This window comes from Gemmatimonadota bacterium (genome assembly GCA_040388625.1).
Classification (GTDB): domain Bacteria; phylum Gemmatimonadota; class Gemmatimonadetes; order Gemmatimonadales; family Gemmatimonadaceae; genus Fen-1247.
On record JAZKBK010000001.1, the window covers coordinates 370,746 to 388,633 of the forward strand.

Here is a 17,888-nt window from a genome sequence, read left to right on the forward strand (position 1 = left end):
CATGAGCAAGACTTTTGAATATGACGTCATAATCGTCGGTGCCGGTCCCGCTGGAATGACCGCGGGGATGTACGCCGGGCGGTCGATGTTGAAGACAGTCATCATCGAGCGCGGTGGTTCGGGCGGAGAGCTGCTCAACACCGAAGCGATCGAGGACTATCCGGGCTTCGAGCACATCGAGGGCTGGGATCTCGCGCAGCGCTTCGAGAACCACGCAAAGAAATTTGGCGCTGAATTTCATCAGGGCGTCGTGCTCACGGTAAGACGCCTCGAGGATGCGACGTTCGAGGTGGAGACGGAGTCGGGCGACATCTACCACGCACCGACCGTGATCATCACAGCCGGCGGCACGCCGATCAAGCTTGGCGTCCCGGGCGAGACCGAGTATGCGGGGAAGGGCGTCTCCTACTGCGCCATCTGCGACGGCGCGTTCTTCAAGGGCCACACTATCGCCGTTGTCGGCGGTGGTGATGCCGCCGCTGAAGAGAGTGACTTCCTCACGCGCTACGCGGAGAAGGTCTATCTGATCCATCGGCGCGATGAATTGCGCGCCTCCAAAATTCTGCAGAAGCGGCTGTTCGAGAACCCCAAGATCGAAGTGATCTGGGACACTCTCGTCGAACGCGTCGAGGCGGACGAGCAGGGATTCGTGAACAATCTCAAGCTCCGCAACGTGAAGACGGGCGCCGAGAGCAATCTTGCCGCCACTGCGATGTTCGTGTTCATCGGGTTCCGTCCCAATACGGGCATCATCGAAGGCCACGTCGATCACGACGAGATGGGCTATCTGCTGACCGACACGAACATGGAGACGTCGATCGACGGACTGTTCGCGGCGGGTGACGTGCGGTCCCAGCTCACGCGCCAGGTCACAACCGCAGCGGGTGACGGAACGACCGCAGCGATAGCTGCCGAGAAATATCTCGCTTCACTGCGCGATTCGTCCGTCGGCCGAATCGTGGCGACGGGCGGATACGCGGTGTGAAGATTCTGTCGCGTACCGTCGGCGCGTTCCAGGAGAACTCGTATCTCGTCGTCGACGAGGAGACCGGCGATGCCGTGATCATCGATCCCGGTGCCGATGCGGACGAGCTTCTGGACATGATCGAATCGAGCGGCGCGACGCTTCGTGCGATCTGGATCACGCATGCGCATCTGGATCACATCGGCGCTGTCTCCGCGATCCGTCGCAGCTTTGCGGGCGTGCCAGTGCACCTTCATCCCGTTGACCGGCCCGTTTACGATGCCCAATCGTTCTTCGCGGAATCGTATCAGGTGCCGTTCGAGCAACCGGGGCCACCTGACGAGGATCTCGCCCACGGCGACGTTCTCCGTGTCGGGAATCTATCGTTCGACGTCCTTCATCTACCGGGTCACAGCCCCGGCCACGTCGTGTTCCGCGGACATGGCATCGTGCTGGGCGGCGATGTTCTGTTTGCCGGATCGATCGGACGCACCGATCTCCCGATGGCGAATCCCGCACACATGCAAGAATCATTGCGCACGATGGCAGCACTTCCTCGTGAGACCGTCGTCTATCCCGGCCATGGCGCCCCGACGACGATCGGCGACGAGCTCAACAGCAACCCTTTTCTGAACGGAATAGCAAATGTCAAACGCAACGCGGACTGAGAAGGACCCACTGGGCGAGCTTGCCGTACCCGCTGACGCGATGTACGGCGTGCAGACTCTGCGCGCGGCCCAGAACTTCCCTATCAGCGGTATTCGTCCGCTTCCCGCGTTCGTCGATGCGGTCGTACGTATCAAGCGGGGGGCAGCACTGACCCACAAGGAAACCGGCCGCCTGGAAGCTCGCCTGGCCGACGCAATCGTCGCAGCGGCCGACGAAGTGCTCGGCGGCAAGTGGCGCGACCAGTTCATCGTCGATGTGTACCAGGCTGGCGCCGGCACGTCGCATAACATGAACATCAACGAAGTGCTCGCAAATCGCGCCAACGAGATGCTCGGCAGCGAGCGCGGCAAGTATTCACCCGTTCATCCGAACGATCACGTCAACATGGCGCAGTCCACGAATGACGTGATTCCAACTGCGATCCGAATCGCGTGCATCGCGCAGCTTCCACAGTTGAACGATTCGATTCAGTCGCTGATCGACGCGCTGGCAAAGAAGGGACGGGAATTCGACGGCATAGTGAAGGCCGGACGCACGCATCTTCAGGACGCGATGCCGATCCGGTTGGGACAGGAGTTCACTGCATTCGCCGGAACGCTCGCGCGGAATCTCAAGCGCGTGAACCAGTCCGCCGACTATCTGCGTGATCTGGGAATCGGCGGCAGCGCCGTCGGCACGGGCGTCAACGTCGAGCCGCAGTATCCCGCGCTGATGGTGAAGTACCTCAACACCATGATGGACGGCAACCTCCGCGCAGGGTCGGATCGAATCCAGCTCATGCAGAGCATGGGTGACGCCGCTGCATTCAGCGCGGCGATGAAGGTGCTGGCGCTCGATCTCAGCAAGATCGCCAGCGATCTCCGTATCATGGTGAGCGGTCCACGAACGGGTCTCGACGAGATTACGTTGCCGGCTGTACAGCCGGGTTCGTCGATCATGCCCGGCAAGATCAATCCGTCCATCGCCGAGATGGTGAACCAGGTCTGCTTCCAGATCGTTGGTCTCGACGCCTGTGTTGCAGCGGCAGCCGAGCACGGTCAGCTGGAGCTGAACGTGATGATGCCGGTGATCGCATACAATGTTCTGCTCGCCGAGCACATACTCGCCACCGCGTCGCGCACGTTTGCGGAGAAGTGCGTCGCCGGAATTCAGGCCAACGCAGATCAGTGCGCGTACTGGGTCGAGCGCTCAGCAGCCCTCGCGACCGCACTCGCGCCGCAGATCGGTTACGCGAAGGCGGCCGACATCAGCAAGCGATCGGTCAAGGAAGGAGTTCTGATTCGAGATCTCGTCAAGCGCGAGCACGTGCTGTCGGATAGCGAGATCGACGACGTGCTGGATCTCAAGCGGATGACAGAGATCGGGGTGCCTGGAACGCACTGACGAATCTTGGTGACAGGCACGGATGCATTCGTGCCCCGCATTCGCTCGCCATCCGTGCGGGTGGTGAGCTGCGGTAGCGCCAGTTGAACTCTTGTCTCGCGGGCAGCAATTAGCTAATATGCTAAGTAACTAATCCCTGAGACTCCGATGCTCACAGCGCTTCTCCTGACCGCACTCTCGCTTGCGCCAATGTCTCCCCGCCAGGACAGCATTCCGTCCGTTCCCATCACTCTGACAACGCCAACGGGCGATATCGCCGGGTCGCTGGTGGTCGGGCCCGGAACAGCCCCGCAGCCGGTCGTCCTGATCATCGCCGGATCCGGCCCCACGGATCGCGACGGAAACTCGCCCGCGCCGGTCGCTCCGGGCAGGACGCTCGACACGGATTCTTACAAGCTGCTTGCCCAGGCGCTCGCGGCGAACGGCATCGCGTCGGTGCGTTACGACAAGCGCGGAATTGGTGCAAGCGCGAAAGCGATGTCGGGAATGAAGGAGGATGACTACCGGTTCGACATGGGAGTGGACGACGCCGCTGCCTGGATCCGCATGCTGCGCGCGGATCCGCGGTTCTCCAGGGTCGTCGTGGTCGGCCACAGTGAAGGGTCGCTGGTCGGCATGGTCGCAGCACAACGCGCGCAAGCCGACGGATTCGTCTCGCTCGAGGGTGCAGGGCGTCCCGCTGCCGCCATACTGCGGGAGCAGCTCACGGCGGCCGGAGTGCCACCGGCAATGTTCGAATCCACGCTCGATTCGCTCGTTGCCGGCAAGACAGTCGCAAGCACGCCGCCCGCACTCGCTTCATTGTTCCGCGCGAGTGTGCAGCCTTACATGATCTCGTGGTTCAAGTACGATCCGGCCGCCGAGCTCCAGAAGTTGCCGTACGCGACGCTCGTGATTCAGGGGACGCACGACGTGCAGGTATCTGCCAAAGACGCCGCGCTGCTGGCGGCCGTGCCCGGTGCGACGCTCGTCACGGTCGACGGAATGACGCACGTCCTGAAGCTCGGGGCGGCTGACAAGGCGGAGCAGGCGACGACGGTGTATTCCGATCCGGGAATTCCGATCGCGCCCCAAGTCGTGTCCGCGATCGTGGCGTATGTTCGCGCCGCACCACACGCGCGGTGACTGACGCCTTCCGCGCACTCGCAGATCCGACCCGCCGCGCGATTCTCGACCTTCTCCGCGGCGGCTCGCTCACATCGGGAGAAATCGCGGAGCAATTCGGTTCATCGTGGCCAACGATATCGCGTCATCTGAGCGTACTGAAAGACGCAGGTCTCATCAACGCGGAAAAGGAAGGACAGTTCATGCGCTACGAACTGGCGACGACGGTGTTTCAGGATGTGCTGCAGAAGCTCGCGTCGTGGACCAAACCTCAGGCAGTGGAGTCGGAACAAGATGCGTGACCACGGTCGACTGATTTCGTTTCTAATGGTCGTTGCGGCGTTTGCGATTTCGATCGTGGCATTTCCGCATCTGCCTGCGATTGTCCCGACGCATTGGGGAATTTCGGGAGCGCCGGATCACTTTGGCAGCAGGGTCCAGGGCGCATTTCTTCTTCCAGTGGTGATATTGGCCGCGTGGATCATCGTGGGCTTCGTGCCGCGTTACGATCGATCGTTGTTCATCAGGTATGACGACCGCGAATCGGATGACTCCACTGCTCGTCCAGCGTACAACGTCGTCATCGTTGCCGTCATCGCATCGATGCTCGCGATACACGCGTTCGCGATAACGAGTTCGCTCGGACTGGTCGCGCAGAGAAGACTCCCGCTTCTCCTCGCGTTGATCGTCTCGATAGCCATGATCCTGATAGGCAACTACCTCCCGCAGGTAACGCGGCGCAACGCGTTCATCGGCGTGCGTTTTCCGTGGGCGTACGCAAGTGAGGAGGTATGGCGTCGAACCCAACGCGCTGGCGGGTATGGCATGGTCACGGCAGGAATCCTCGGGATGATCGGTGCGGTTGCGTTTCCACAGTCAGCCCTGAAGCCGCTCCTTGCGGCCCTTCTGGCGCAGTTGGTCGTCGTCGCCGTCTACTCGTATTCGATCGCTCATTCCAGCAACGTGCCCTGAGCCTCGGCCGCAAGGCCTTGCTCGGAGCCCTGCCGGCCGGTATCCTCCAAGGATGCGGATCACTACTTGGGCTGAATACGGTGTAATCTGCGCGCTGCACCTGGCGCGTCGGTCCGAAGACGGTCCCGTGACCGGACGCGACATCGCCGCACAGGAGCGCTTGCCGGCGGATTATGTCGAACAGATCCTCCTCAGGCTCCGTCGCGCCGACGTCATCAAGAGCGTCCGCGGTGCCCGCGGCGGTTACATGCTGGCGCGGCCGTCCAGCGAGATCACCATCCGCGACGTGATCCACGCCTCCGAGCTCGAGACGTTCGACCTGCACTGCGTCAGTCATCCCGTAGAGGAGACGCGTTGTGCTGCGTCACACAACTGCAGCATCCGCCCGATCTGGGTGATGCTCCAGCAGAAGATCGATAACGTCCTTGATAGCGTTCACCTGTCCGATCTCCTGCACGACGAGCCGACCGTGCGCGAGCGCATCGGGCTGCCCATTCTGGAAACGGTCTAACAGGTTCGGATCGCCCGTTCCTGGACAGGGCGCGCCAGCGGGCGGCTGGCGGCTGGCACGGATCCATTTTGCAGGCGCGCATGCTCGGGGCGGGACTCGAACCCGCACGGCCTTTCGGCCACAGCGTTCTGAGCGCTGCGTGTATACCAGTTTCACCACCCGAGCGAAGCGGCTGAGTGCCGCAGTGCGCCGCCTTCGATTCGAAAACCAGCCCGAACCGGACGCCAAATACCGAGAGCGGTGTACCACTCACCGGAAGCCTCTCAACATAGCCGCACGGACAGGGTGGCGCAACGCCGCCCCACACACCTAACTTGACAGCCATGCCCGACGTTACCGCCACGCCGGCGCGCCAGTCAATTGCGAAGAACCGCAGGGCGTCGCACGACTATCAACTCCTCGAGACCTGGGAAGCCGGCATCGCGCTCACCGGTACCGAAGTAAAGGCGCTGCGTGACGGGAAGGCTAACATCTCCGACGCCTACGGCATTGTTCGCGATGGTGAAGTCTATCTGCTCAATCTCCACATCTCTCCGTACGAGCGCGGCGGCTACGTCAACCACGAGCCGACGCGCACGCGCAAGCTTCTGCTGCACAAGAAGGAGATTCGCAAGATGATCGGAGCCGTTGAGCGGCAGGGCCTTACACTCGTTCCCCTGGAGCTCTACTTCAAGGGCGGCCGCGCCAAGGTCGCTCTCGCGCTCGGCAAGGGCAAGAAACTTCACGACAAGCGCGAAGACGCTCGCAAGCGCGACGACGAACGTGACATGGCGCGCGCCATGCGGCGTTCGTGAGGCGTTCGTGAGGCGTTCATGATCGTAGCGGGGCTCGTTCTCCTGCTCCAGACAGCTGCAACCGTTGGTCGTCAGACGAACGCTCGCGCGCAGCCTGTTCCGGCGCCTCCTGAGTCGGTCGTCGTGCGCACGCCGGCACGTACAACCACGTTGCGGCTCGTCAACACAGCTGGCGTTGTCGGCGTCGATGCCGGCAAGCTCGCAGCCGCACTCGGCGGAACGTTCAAGCTTACATCGCCAAGCCACTATTCACTGACCGTCGGCGACTCGCACATCAGCTTCACCGATGCGGTGCCGTTCGCGGGCGACGACTCGACGATAGTTCCGCTGACGTCACCGCCGCGCGTCGTCGGCAGGAATGTCATCCTCCCGTTCTTCGTCGTGACGGAGCTGGTCCCGCGCTTTTTTTCGGGCTACATGTACGACCAGGACCTGCACGAGGTACGGCAGTTCGACAGTGCTGCGCGCCGAGTGCAGGCGCCAGCGACAGCGCCACCCGATACGCCCGCGGCTGGCGCCACGCCGCGCGAGATCGGCGAGTCTGCGGCCATAGCACGGGTCGCATCGGAGACCCCCGTCCGGGTCAAGCGGCCGGGCCATCGGCTGATCGTCGTCGATGCAGGACATGGCGGCGTCGATCCCGGCATGCATGGACCGATCGGTGGCGGCCCGCAGATCCTGGAGAAGAACATCACCCTCGCAGTGTCGAAAATGCTCGCTACTGCGCTGCGGGAGGATGGTGCCGATGTGCTGATGACGCGCACCACCGACACGCTGATCGGTCTCTACGATCGCGGCCCGATTGCGAACAAGGCGCGCGGCGACATCTTCGTTTCGATTCACGTCAACGCAACCGGCCAGCGCGGCGCCGCCGCTGCGCGCGACCGCGGCTATGAGACGTACTTCCTTGCCGAAGCGAAGACGGAAGATGCAAAGCGTGTGGAACGCATGGAAAACGAAGCGGTGCGCTTCGAGACCGCCGATCCAAACACGAAGAAGGGCGATCCGCTCAACTTCATTCTCAACGACATGGCGCAGAACGAGCACCTGCGCGAAAGCGCCGATCTCGCAGAGCAGATCGAGTCGGGATTCCGATCCTTCCATCCCGGCCCGGATCGCGGCGTTCAGCAAGCCAACTTCGCCGTCCTGCGCGGTGCATTCATGCCTGCTGTGCTGGTCGAGATCGGGTTCGGCACCAACAGGTCCGAGGCTGCGTACATTAGTGATCCGGACAATGAGCGAAAGATCGCGCGGTCGATAGCAAAGTCGATAATGGCGTACATGGATAGATACGACGCACGCGTTGGCGGCGGGAGCGCTACCAAGTGACCGACCTTCGGGTGACGGCAGCTGGTGTACGGTTCCAGAACCCGATCATCCTTGCATCCGGAACCGCTGCATTCGGCCGCGCGCTGGACGGTGTCGTAAATCTCGATGCGCTCGGCGGCGTCGTCACGAAAGCCGTAAGCCTTGAGCCACGAGGCGGCAACCTGGCACCTCGCGTCGCGGAGTTCGAAGGCGGCATGCTCAACGCTGTGGGACTCGCCAATCCCGGCGTCGAGGCGGTGAAGCGAGATGATCTGCCGTGGCTCGCCGAGCACGTGAAGCGCGCGCGCGTGATCGTGAACGTCGTGGGTAGCCGGACCGAAGACTTCGCGGATGTAGTGCGTCATCTCGATGACGCCGACATCATCAGCGCGTTCGAGCTCAACGTCAGCTGTCCAAACGTTCGCGCCGGCGGAATCGAATTCTGCGCCGACAGCACGTCGCTCGCGGCAGTCGTTTCCGGCGCCCGATCGGCGACGCGAAAACCGATCTTCGTCAAACTGTCACCCGTACTGCCGAATATCGGCGACGCGGCGCTCACGGCTGCGGCTGCTGGCGCTGACGGAATCACAGTCGTGAACACCCTGCCGGGACTCGTGGTGGACATCGATGCCCGTCGCCCGCGGATCGGGTTCGGCAGCGGTGGCGCGAGCGGGCCGGGACTGCTCCCCGTAGGCGTGCTGGCGACGCACCGCGTGCGCAGCGCGGTGTCGCTTCCGATTATCGGTGTGGGCGGGGTGACATCCGCGAGCGACGCACTTCAATACATGATCGCTGGCGCATCCCTGGTCGCAATCGGCACCGCAAGCCTGCGCGATCCGCGTACGGCGGAGCGTGTCGTGCGCGATCTGTCGCACTGGTGTGACGAGCACGATGTGAGTGCGATCCAGGACATCATCGGTACTCTGCAGTGGCCGGCGTGACGGGAGCCGGTGGCGTGACGCCGATCGTCGCTCTGGACTTCTGGATGCCCGACGCTGCCCTGCAGATGGTCGATCTGCTTGGCGACCGGTGCGACTTCTACAAGGTCGGAGGCGAGCTCTTCACCGTGGCGGGGCCGACCATCGTCCGGCAGCTGGTGGCGCGCGGCAAGCGGGTCTTTCTCGATCTCAAGTTTCACGACATTCCGAATACCGTCGAGAAGGCCGTCGCCGCGGCCGCGGAGCTGGGCGCCTCGATAGTCACCGTTCACGCGAGCGGCGGCGTACGAATGATCCGGGCGGCGGTGGAAATCGCGGGACCGGATTGCGAGGTCTTCGCGGTGACCGTCCTGACGTCGCTTACCGGTGCCGATCTGGACGCCGCGTGGGGCGGGGACCGCGGCGATGGATCGGCCGATCTCACGCCCGATGTCCTGCGGCTGGCCAGGCTGGCGCAGGGGGCCGGCGCAGCGGGGGTGGTCTGCAGCGGGCTGGAGGCTCCGGTGCTCCGGGACAGCTTCGGCGCGGCCCTCAAGCTCCTGGTGCCCGGGGTCCGGCTGCCCGGTAGCGACCGGGGGGACCAGAGTCGCGTTGTGACGCCGGCCGAGGCGGCGCGGGCGGGCGCCACGTATGTCGTGTTGGGCCGGACCGTTACGTCGGCGCATGACCCTGCCGGAGCGATGGATCAGGCGGTTGCGTCCCTGGCCTGACCGGACTATTTTCAAAGGCTGACCCAAAATTCGGAGCAGTTCGTGAAAGTACGTAGCAGCGTCAAGCCGATATGCGAGCATTGCAAGGTGATCAAGCGCCAGGGCGTGATCAGGATCATCTGCAGCCGCAATCCCAAGCACAAGCAGCGTCAGGGTTAACTAATGGCTCGTATTGCGGGCGTGGATCTTCCGCGCGACAAGAAGCTCGAGATCGGGCTTACTTACATATTCGGCATCGGTCGCAAGACCGCTCAGTCCATTCTCGAATCGACGGGAGTGAGTCCGTCGCAGCGCGTCCGCGATCTGAGCGATGCTGACACGAACAAGCTTCGTCAGGCCATCGAGCGCGACCTCAAGGTCGAGGGCGCTCTTCGGACCGAAGTCGCGATGAACATCAAGCGCCTCATGGACATCGGCTCGTATCGCGGCACGCGTCATCGCCGCGGTCTGCCGGTTCGTGGGCAGCGCACGCACACTAACGCCCGCACCAAGAAGGGGCCGCGCCGCGCGATCGCCGGCAAGAAGAAGGTCACGAAGTAACACATGGCAACTGCGAAGAAAGTAAAGAAGATCGTCGAGGCCGAGGGCCTCGCTCACGTGTCGGCGACGTTCAACAACACGACCATCACGATCACGGACAACCGCGGCAACACGATCTCGTGGAGCTCGTCAGGAAAGGCCGGATTCAAGGGGTCCAAGAAGTCCACGCCGTTTGCCGCGACTGTTGCGGGCGAGCAGGCTGGACGCGAGGCCTTCTCGGCTGGTGTCCGCCGCGTGAACGTGCGCGTGCAGGGACCGGGCTCCGGTCGCGAGTCCGCCATTCAGGCGCTCGCCACCGCTGGTCTGCAGGTCAAGTCGATTCGCGACGTAACACCGATTCCACACAATGGTTGCCGTCCGCCCAAGCGGCGGAGGGTTTAGTACATGCGTTACACAGGACCAAGCTGCCGTCAGTGCCGCCGAGAGGGGACCAAGCTCTTCCTCAAGGGCACCAAGTGCTTCACCGAGAAGTGCCCCGTCGAGCGTCGCCCGACACCGCCCGGCCAGCATGGCGCGAGCGTTGCCCGTCGCCGCAAGGTTTCGGAGTACTCCAAGCAGCTGCGTGAGAAGCAGAAGATCAAGCGCATCTATGGCGTGAGTGAGAAGCAGTTCCGCAACACGTTCGAGCGCGTCACGACGCTGCCTGGCGTGACCGGACACAATCTTCTCGCCGCACTCGAGAGCCGTCTGGACAACATCATCTACCGCATGGGCTTCGCGCAGAGCCGCAAGGCAGCTCGCCAGCTCGTTCGTCACCGTCACGTCGAGGTGAACGGAAAGTCGGTAGACGTGCCCAGCTTCCTCGTGCAGCCCGGACAGGAAGTGCGCGTTCGCGCCAAGTCGCGCGAGCAGGCCTCGATCATCGTTTCGATGGATCAGGCTTCGCGCGGCGCTCCGCTCTCGTGGATCGCAGTCGACAAGGAGTCGTTCAGCGGCCGGATGCTCGAGCGCCCGACGCGTCCGAACATCCCGATCGCGGCCCAGGAGCAGTTGGTCGTCGAGTTGTATTCCAAGTAGGGCGTGGATGTTGTAGGGGCGGGCCCCGTGCCCGCCCGCCGTTCGACGACGTTTTAGGATTTGTGCCAGCCCGGAGATGGGGCAGGCACGGGGGCCTGCCCTTACGATTTCCGTATCGATCAGGCACCCGGCAGGTGTAGTGACGAGGCCCTAACCTTCGTACCGACTTACCACGCGTTAGGGGCGGGGTAACGGTTAAATCAGACAAACATCATGGCTAACGCAATCGATCTCCGCGGGCTCGTACGCCCGCAGCTGGTAGAGTCCACCAAGCGCGAGGACACACCCAATGTCGCCGAGTTCCGGCTGCAGCCGCTCGAGCGCGGCTTCGGCTACACACTCGGCAACGCAATGCGCCGCATGCTTCTGTCATCGCTGCGCGGCTCTGCCGTTTGGGGATTCCGCATCGACGGCGTCGTACACGAGCACCAGACCATTCCGGGTGTCGTGGAAGACGTCCATCAAATCATCGCGAACCTCAAGACGCTCGTCCTGAGCCTCGACGATGCGACCGAGACCACCGTCGTTCGCGTCACCAAGACCGGACCGGCAGCGATCAAGGCCAGCGACATCACCGGAGCGGCCGGACTCACGGTTCTCGAGCCCGACCATCATCTCTTCACGCTGCAGGACGATCGCGACATCACCTTCGAGCTGTACGTGAATCACGGCCGCGGTTATGTCGAGGCCGATCAGCACGTCGCCGACCGGAATCTTCCGGTCGACCTCGTTCGCATCGACTCGATCTACAATCCGGTTCGTCGCTGCAACTTCAGCGTTGACGCGACCCGCGTCGGCCAGCGCACGGACTACGATCGTCTTACGCTGCTCGTCGAGACCAACGGCACGATCGCGCCCGAAGAAGCGGTGAGCTATGCCGCAGCTTTGGCGCAGACGCACTTCCAGTACTTCGCGGGCTTCGGCTCGCACACCTCGGCTCCGATCACGGCGGCCAGCGAGATGGGCGGCAACGACGCAGCCCGGCTCGCGCAGCTGCTCTCGACGCCGATCGAAGACCTCGAGCTTTCCGTACGCTCGGTCAACTCGCTCAAGAACAGCGAGATCCGGACGCTCGGCGATCTCGTCAAGCGCACCGAGGATCAGATCCTCGATGTGAAGAATTTCGGCAAGAAGTCGCTCAATGAAATTGCAGAGCTGCTCGAGCGCGAGAATCTGAACTTCGGCATGAAGTTCGAGCAGTCGGAAGAAGGCGTGCGGATCACGGATCGGGGCACCCCCCCGAACCGCGCCGCGCTCGCCGAGGCCGCCATCGGCGACGACGAGGATTAGTAGTAGCGGTAGGTGGATTTTGTAGGTGCGGGCCTCGATGCCCGCCCGCAGCACGACGACGATTGAAGCTTGGTGCCAGCCAGAAAATGGGCAGGCGCGGGGGCCTGCCCTTACAGGTTTGTAGTTCATGGATTTTAGAGGATATCCAGATGCGACATAGAAAAGTCGGCCGGCAACTTCGGCGCACCCCCGAGCAGCGCCTCGCTCTGCTTCGGAACCTTGCGCAGTCGCTGATCCAGCACGGCGCGATCGAAACGACGGAAGCCAAGGCCAAGGAGCTGCGGCCTTTCGTCGAGAAGCTCATCACGAAGGCGAAGGAAGGCACGCTTCACTCGCGCCGTCTTGCGGCTCGTCACGTGCAGCAGCGCACCGTGAACGATAAGCTGTTCCAGGAAGTCGCACCCAAGTTCGCGACGCGCCAGGGCGGCTACACACGCATCCTCAAGACTGGCCATCGCAAGGGTGACGGCGCCGAGATGGCCCGTATCGAGCTCATGCCGGAGACCAAGTGAAGATCAAGAGCCAACTCGCTGAAAAGCGCACCAAGGCGATCGAGCGGAACAAGTGTTACGCATGCGGCAAGGGCGTTACATTCGGTAACAACGTCTCGCACGCCAACAACAAGACGCGCCGCACCTGGAAGCCAAATCTTCAGGTAGCACGCGTCGCCGTCGCCGACAAGATCATCAAGGTCAAGGTCTGCACGAGCTGTCTCGCCGCCGGCAAGGTTGTCCGCGCGCCGCGGAGTCAGGCGGTAGCCTGAACGCCGTGCCGGCTTCAGATTCCTCCTCATTCGGGGCGACTCGTCAGTCGCCCCGTTTTTGTATCTTAGAAGGTCGAAATGCCCAAGCGTACTGATATCCACCGCATCCTCGTCATTGGCTCCGGACCGATCGTCATCGGTCAGGGCGCCGAGTTCGATTACTCGGGCACCCAGGCGACGAAGGCTTTGAAGGAAGAGGGATACGAGGTGATTCTCATCAACTCGAATCCCGCCACCATCATGACCGACCCGGAGTTCGCGGACGCGACGTACGTCGAGCCCGTCACGCCCCGGTTCGTCGAGCTCGTGATCGAGAAGGAGCGTCCCGATGCGCTGCTGCCGACGATGGGTGGCCAGACCGCGCTGAACGTCGCGATGGCGCTGTCACAGAACGGCGTGCTCGAGAAATACGGTGTCGAGTTGATCGGCGCCGACCAGCGTGCGATACGCACTGCCGAGGATCGCGCGCTGTTCAACGAGGCGATGAAACGCATCGGACTGCAGGTCGCTCGCGGCGGAACGGCGACGACGTTCGAGGAAGCACTCGTGCTGGTCGAGGACACCGGTTTCCCGTCGATCATCCGACCTGCGTTCACGCTCGGCGGCAGCGGCGGTGGCATCGCTTACAACCGCGATGAGTTCGAGGAGATAGTGAAGCGCGGACTCGATCTTTCGCCGATGAGCCAGGTGCTCGTGGAGCGCAGCCTCATCGGGTGGAAGGAATTCGAGCTGGAAGTGATGCGCGATGCGGCGGACAACGTCGTCATCGTATGCTCCATCGAGAATATCGATCCGATGGGTGTGCACACGGGCGACTCGATAACAGTCGCGCCAGCGATGACGCTCACCGATCGCGAGTACCAGGTGATGCGCGACGCTTCCGTGGCAATCATACGCGAGATCGGCGTCGCAGCCGGCGGATGCAACATCCAGTTCGCGGTGAATCCTGCCGACGGTGAGATGATCGTCATCGAGATGAATCCGCGCGTGTCGCGCTCATCCGCACTCGCGTCCAAGGCTACCGGATTCCCGATCGCGCGCATAGGCGCCAAGCTCGCTGTCGGCTACAGACTGGACGAGATCCCGAACGACATCACTGGCACCACGCCGGCGTCGTTCGAGCCCGTGCTCGATTACGTAGTCGTCAAGTGCCCACGCTTCGCGTTCGAGAAATTCACCTCCGCAAAGGCACACCTCACCACGCAGATGCAATCTGTCGGTGAGTCGATGGCGATCGGCCGTACATTCAAGGAAGCATTCCAGAAGGGGCTGCGCGCACTCGAGACTGGCCGCTCCGGTTGGGAAGTTGGCGCTCGTCTCATCGATGATCGCCTCGCCGATGACTCCGCGGATACGTTGCGTGCCGCGCTGCGCCAGCCGACGCCGGAGCGAATGTTTCAGATCAAGCGCGCCATGCTCGCCGGCTTTACTGTTGCCGAGATATTCGAGCTGACGTGGATCGATCCATGGTTTCTGGAGCAGCTGCACGAGCTGACCGAAGCGGAGCGCAGGTGGACTGCGTTGCCGGAAGTCACGGCGACCGAAATGCGCCGCATGAAGCGCATGGGTTTTTCCGATCGCCAGCTCGGCGACCTGCGCAGCGTATCCGAGGGCGAGATGCGCGCACAGCGCTGGGCGCTCGGCGTGCGTCCGGCCTACAAGATGGTGGATACGTGCGCCGGCGAGTTTCCGTCTGCGACTCCGTACCTGTACGGCTCGTACGACGAGGAGAGCGAGGCGCCGCCAACGGGCCGGAAGTCCATCGTGATACTCGGCAGCGGTCCGAATCGCATCGGTCAGGGTGTCGAGTTCGACTACTGCTGTGTGCGCGCGTCACTCGCGCTGCGCGAGCAGGGTTTCGAGACGATAATGATCAACTCGAATCCGGAAACTGTTTCGACCGACTTCGATATCTCGGACAAGCTGTATTTCGAGCCGTTGACGCTCGAGCACGTTCTCGAAATCGTCGACCGTGAACATCCGGTCGGAGTGATCGTGCAGCTCGGTGGTCAGACGCCGCTCAAGTTGACGCGTGGTCTCGAAGCCGCAGGAGTTCCGATACTCGGTACATCGCCCGACGCGATCGATATCGCCGAGGACCGGCAGCGCTTCGACGCGATCGCGCGCAAGCTCGGAATTCGGCAGCCCGAAAACGGAACGGCCACCAGCATCGCTGGCGCGGTGGAAGCCGCGACGAGAATCGGCTATCCGGTGCTGGTACGACCGTCGTACGTACTTGGCGGCCGGGCGATGGAAATCGTGTACGACGAGGATTCTCTGCGCGATTACTTCGAGCGCGCGGTGCGTGTATCGGAAGACCGGCCAGTTCTGATCGACCAGTTTCTGGAAGATGCATTCGAGGCCGACGTCGATGCGATATCCGATGGTGATCAGGTTGTCATCGGCGGAATCATGCAGCACATCGAGGATGCAGGCATTCACTCCGGCGATTCCGCGTGCGTTCTCCCTCCGTACCTGATCGGCGAGGATGAGCAGGAAGCGATGCGCGCTCATACTGTTGCGCTAGCCGAGGCGCTCGGCGTCATCGGGCTGATCAACGTGCAGTACGCCATCAAGAACGGCGTGGTGTACGTGCTGGAAGTGAATCCACGCGGCAGTCGCACGATTCCATTTGTGTCGAAGACAATCGGTGTTCCACTCGCGTCGATCGCGGCGCGTGTCATGGCGGGCGAGAAGCTCGCCGACATCGGTTTCACTGAAGAAGTGCTTCCGCCGTATGTCGCCGTGAAGGAAGCAGTCTTCCCATTCAACAAGTTCCGCGAGTTCGATCCCATTCTGGGGCCCGAGATGCGATCGACGGGCGAAGTGATGGGTGTATCCGAGTCGTTCGGAACCGCGTTCTACAAGGCGCAGCTGGCCGCCGATAACGGCTTGCCGATGAGTGGCGGCATATTCGTTTCGGTGAATGACTCCGACAAGGCATCGGTTACGCCGATCGTGCGCAGATTCCACGAGCTCGGCTTCACCGTCCATGCAACCGAGGGGACCGGCCGTCATCTGCGCAAGCTCGGCATTCCTGTGACGCGGGTATACAAGGTGCATGAGGGCCGGCCACACGTGATCGACCTCATCGTCAACGGAACGGTCCAGCTTCTCATCAACACGCCAATGGGCAAGCGCGCACAGAAGGACGACTACTCCATGCGCCAGGCGGCCATAGCGCACCACGTACCGTACACCACGACACTGTCTGCGGCCAGCGCCGCTTGTGACGCCGTGCTGGCCATGCGATCGCGCCCCGCGTCGGTCACTTCGCTGCAGGAATGGCACTCGCGGATCGAGCGCCCCGTCGAGGCGCGATGAGCGACGACGTTTTCATTCACGAATCGGCGTTCGTCGATGAAGGCGCGCAGATCGGCGCCGGAACTCGGGTGTGGCACTTCTGTCACATACTCGGCGGTGCGGTAATCGGCGAGCGATGCTCGCTCGGCCAGAATGTCGTCGTGATGAACGGCACGCGTATCGGCGCCAACGTGAAGATCCAGAACAACGTGTCCATCTACGAAGGTGTGACGCTCGAAGATGACGTGTTCTGTGGACCGTCGATGGTGTTCACCAATGTCATCAATCCACGCAGCCATGTGTCGAGGAAGAACGAATACCGCGCAACTCTCGTGAAGCGCGGTTCGTCCATCGGAGCCAACGCAACGATCATCTGCGGCTCGACCCTGGGTGAGTTCTGTTTCATTGGCGCGGGAGCGGTCGTGTCGAAGGATGTTCCGGCGTACGCGCTGATGGTCGGCGTGCCGGCGCGCCGGGTGGGCTGGGTGTGCGAGTGCGGTGAGAAGCTTCCCGCTGGAGATGCGCCCGGGTGCGAAGCATGCGGCAAGCAATATGTGAATCACGGCAACTCCATTGCTCGTGTCTGAGAAGTTTCGCGTAGCGCTGGTCGGATGCGGACGCATCGCGAAGAATCATTTCGACGCGATAGCGCGCGTCGACGGGCTGGATCTCGTCGCGGTCGCCGACGTGGTTCCGTCGCGCGCCGAAGCCGCGGCGACTGCGAATGGCGTTCCTGCCTTCGCGTCACTCGCGGAAATGCTGGCGGGGGTAGAGTGCGACGTCGTTACCGTTGCGACGCCGTCCGGATTGCATCCCGTGCACGGAATCGAAGCCGCGCGCGCGGGGAAGCACGTGGTGAGCGAGAAGCCGATGGCCATCTCACTGGCCGGTGCAGACTCGTTGATCGATGCGTGCTCCGAAGCCGGTGTGAGGCTGTTCGTGGTGAAGCAGAACCGGTTGAACCCGGCGATCCAGCTCGTGAAGCGTGCAGTGGAGAAGGGCCGCTTCGGACGGATCCATTCCGCCAACTGCACCGTCCGTTGGGCACGGCCTCAGGAGTACTATGACCAGGCTCCGTGGCGCGGTACGTGGGCCATGGACGGCGGTGCGTTCATGAACCAGGCCTCGCACTACGTGGACCTGATTCAGTGGCTTGCAGGGCCGGTCGAGAGCGTTGCAGCGATGACCGCCACGCAGGAGCGGAAGATCGAAGCCGAGGACTCCGGAGCGGCCGTGCTGCGGTTCCAGAACGGCGCGATCGGCGTGCTTGACGTGACGATGCTGACCTATCCAAAGAACCTGGAAGGCTCGCTCACCATCCTTGGCGACCGCGGCTCCGTGAAGATCGGCGGCACAGCCGTCAACCGGGTCGATACGTGGCTGTTCGAGGACTACGACGACGACGACAAGCTGATCGAATCAGCGGCTACCACGCCCCCGACAGTTTACGGGTTCGGCCACCAAGGCTACTACCGGAACGTCCTCCGCGTGCTCAGGGGAGAGGCCGTGCCGGATACGGATGGGCGGGAAGGGCGGAAGTCGCTGGAGATCATTCTCGCGATCTACGAGTCGGCCCGGACCGGGAAGGTAGTCAGTCTGTAGGGAAAGGCAGGCGATGCCAC

21 protein-coding genes and 1 tRNA gene are annotated in these 17,888 nt (G+C 62.7%); 21 read left to right on the forward strand and 1 reads right to left on the reverse strand.

Features of this window, described 5'->3' with window-relative positions; genetic code table 11:
• Window position 1: 1 nt before the first annotated feature.
• From trxB to V4529_01705, 7 genes are all read left to right on the forward strand, one after another.
• Window positions 2–985 carry a thioredoxin-disulfide reductase gene (trxB, locus tag V4529_01675; GenBank protein MES2357029.1) on the forward strand — a complete coding sequence of 328 codons (984 nt, stop codon included), beginning with the start codon at window positions 2–4 and terminating at the stop codon, window positions 983–985.
• Window positions 982–1,632 (forward strand): MBL fold metallo-hydrolase, encoded by a 651-nt coding sequence (locus V4529_01680; protein MES2357030.1) that lies wholly within the window; start codon window positions 982–984, stop codon window positions 1,630–1,632. Before trxB ends, V4529_01680 begins: the two co-directional genes overlap by 4 nt.
• Window positions 1,610–3,016, forward strand: a complete 1,407-nt coding sequence (locus V4529_01685; protein MES2357031.1) for an aspartate ammonia-lyase — start codon at window positions 1,610–1,612, stop codon at window positions 3,014–3,016. The genes V4529_01680 and V4529_01685 overlap by 23 nt, the downstream gene beginning before the upstream one ends.
• A gap of 147 nt (window positions 3,017–3,163) precedes the next feature.
• Window positions 3,164–4,141 carry an alpha/beta fold hydrolase gene (locus V4529_01690; GenBank protein MES2357032.1) on the forward strand — a complete coding sequence of 326 codons (978 nt, stop codon included), beginning with the start codon at window positions 3,164–3,166 and terminating at the stop codon, window positions 4,139–4,141.
• The gene (locus V4529_01695; GenBank protein MES2357033.1) at window positions 4,138–4,422 is read left to right on the forward strand and encodes an autorepressor SdpR family transcription factor; all 285 of its coding nucleotides are present in this window, start codon (window positions 4,138–4,140) and stop codon (window positions 4,420–4,422) included. The genes V4529_01690 and V4529_01695 overlap by 4 nt, the downstream gene beginning before the upstream one ends.
• A complete protein-coding gene (locus V4529_01700) occupies window positions 4,415–5,092 on the forward strand; it encodes a DUF1648 domain-containing protein (GenBank protein MES2357034.1) in 678 nt (225 codons plus the stop codon). The genes V4529_01695 and V4529_01700 overlap by 8 nt, the downstream gene beginning before the upstream one ends.
• Window positions 5,093–5,144: 52 nt before the next feature.
• Window positions 5,145–5,603 carry an Rrf2 family transcriptional regulator gene (locus V4529_01705; GenBank protein ID MES2357035.1) on the forward strand — a complete coding sequence of 153 codons (459 nt, stop codon included), beginning with the start codon at window positions 5,145–5,147 and terminating at the stop codon, window positions 5,601–5,603.
• Window positions 5,604–5,684: 81 nt separating this feature from the next.
• On the opposite strand, the gene V4529_01710 is transcribed toward V4529_01705, so the two are convergent.
• Window positions 5,685–5,768 (reverse strand) — tRNA-Leu (locus V4529_01710).
• A 158-nt stretch (window positions 5,769–5,926) separates the two neighbouring features.
• Between V4529_01710 and smpB the strand changes: the two genes are divergently transcribed.
• The 14 genes from smpB (at window position 5,927) to V4529_01780 (ending at window position 17,868) form a co-directional block, all read left to right on the forward strand.
• Window positions 5,927–6,397, forward strand: coding sequence for an SsrA-binding protein SmpB (gene smpB, locus V4529_01715; GenBank protein MES2357036.1), 471 nt, complete (start codon window positions 5,927–5,929; stop codon window positions 6,395–6,397).
• Window positions 6,398–6,415: 18 nt separating this feature from the next.
• Window positions 6,416–7,726 (forward strand): N-acetylmuramoyl-L-alanine amidase, encoded by a 1,311-nt coding sequence (locus tag V4529_01720; GenBank protein ID MES2357037.1) that lies wholly within the window; start codon window positions 6,416–6,418, stop codon window positions 7,724–7,726.
• Entirely contained in the window at window positions 7,723–8,646 is a 924-nt protein-coding gene (locus V4529_01725; GenBank protein MES2357038.1) for a dihydroorotate dehydrogenase, read from the forward strand. Before V4529_01720 ends, V4529_01725 begins: the two co-directional genes overlap by 4 nt.
• Entirely contained in the window at window positions 8,634–9,353 is a 720-nt protein-coding gene (pyrF, locus tag V4529_01730; GenBank protein MES2357039.1) for an orotidine-5'-phosphate decarboxylase, read from the forward strand. The genes V4529_01725 and pyrF overlap by 13 nt, the downstream gene beginning before the upstream one ends.
• Window positions 9,354–9,395: 42 nt before the next feature.
• On the forward strand, window positions 9,396–9,512 hold the full coding sequence (rpmJ, locus tag V4529_01735; protein MES2357040.1) for a 50S ribosomal protein L36: 117 nt from the start codon (window positions 9,396–9,398) through the stop codon (window positions 9,510–9,512).
• A gap of 3 nt (window positions 9,513–9,515) precedes the next feature.
• Window positions 9,516–9,893: a 30S ribosomal protein S13 gene (gene rpsM / locus V4529_01740; GenBank protein MES2357041.1), complete on the forward strand. Its 378-nt coding sequence runs from the start codon at window positions 9,516–9,518 to the stop codon at window positions 9,891–9,893.
• A 3-nt stretch (window positions 9,894–9,896) separates the two neighbouring features.
• On the forward strand, window positions 9,897–10,274 hold the full coding sequence (gene rpsK / locus V4529_01745) for a 30S ribosomal protein S11 (protein MES2357042.1): 378 nt from the start codon (window positions 9,897–9,899) through the stop codon (window positions 10,272–10,274).
• A 3-nt stretch (window positions 10,275–10,277) separates the two neighbouring features.
• Entirely contained in the window at window positions 10,278–10,910 is a 633-nt protein-coding gene (gene rpsD, locus V4529_01750; GenBank protein ID MES2357043.1) for a 30S ribosomal protein S4, read from the forward strand.
• A gap of 213 nt (window positions 10,911–11,123) precedes the next feature.
• A complete protein-coding gene (locus V4529_01755) occupies window positions 11,124–12,200 on the forward strand; it encodes a DNA-directed RNA polymerase subunit alpha (protein MES2357044.1) in 1,077 nt (358 codons plus the stop codon).
• Between the two features lie 149 nt (window positions 12,201–12,349).
• On the forward strand, window positions 12,350–12,712 hold the full coding sequence (gene rplQ / locus V4529_01760; GenBank protein ID MES2357045.1) for a 50S ribosomal protein L17: 363 nt from the start codon (window positions 12,350–12,352) through the stop codon (window positions 12,710–12,712).
• Between the two features lie 38 nt (window positions 12,713–12,750).
• Window positions 12,751–12,963 (forward strand): 50S ribosomal protein L28, encoded by a 213-nt coding sequence (rpmB, locus tag V4529_01765; GenBank protein MES2357046.1) that lies wholly within the window; start codon window positions 12,751–12,753, stop codon window positions 12,961–12,963.
• Between the two features lie 78 nt (window positions 12,964–13,041).
• The gene (gene carB / locus V4529_01770; GenBank protein MES2357047.1) at window positions 13,042–16,287 is read left to right on the forward strand and encodes a carbamoyl-phosphate synthase large subunit; all 3,246 of its coding nucleotides are present in this window, start codon (window positions 13,042–13,044) and stop codon (window positions 16,285–16,287) included.
• A complete protein-coding gene (locus tag V4529_01775; protein MES2357048.1) occupies window positions 16,284–16,853 on the forward strand; it encodes an acyltransferase in 570 nt (189 codons plus the stop codon). Before carB ends, V4529_01775 begins: the two co-directional genes overlap by 4 nt.
• Entirely contained in the window at window positions 16,846–17,868 is a 1,023-nt protein-coding gene (locus V4529_01780; protein ID MES2357049.1) for a Gfo/Idh/MocA family oxidoreductase, read from the forward strand. Before V4529_01775 ends, V4529_01780 begins: the two co-directional genes overlap by 8 nt.
• Window positions 17,869–17,888 lie beyond the last annotated feature (20 nt).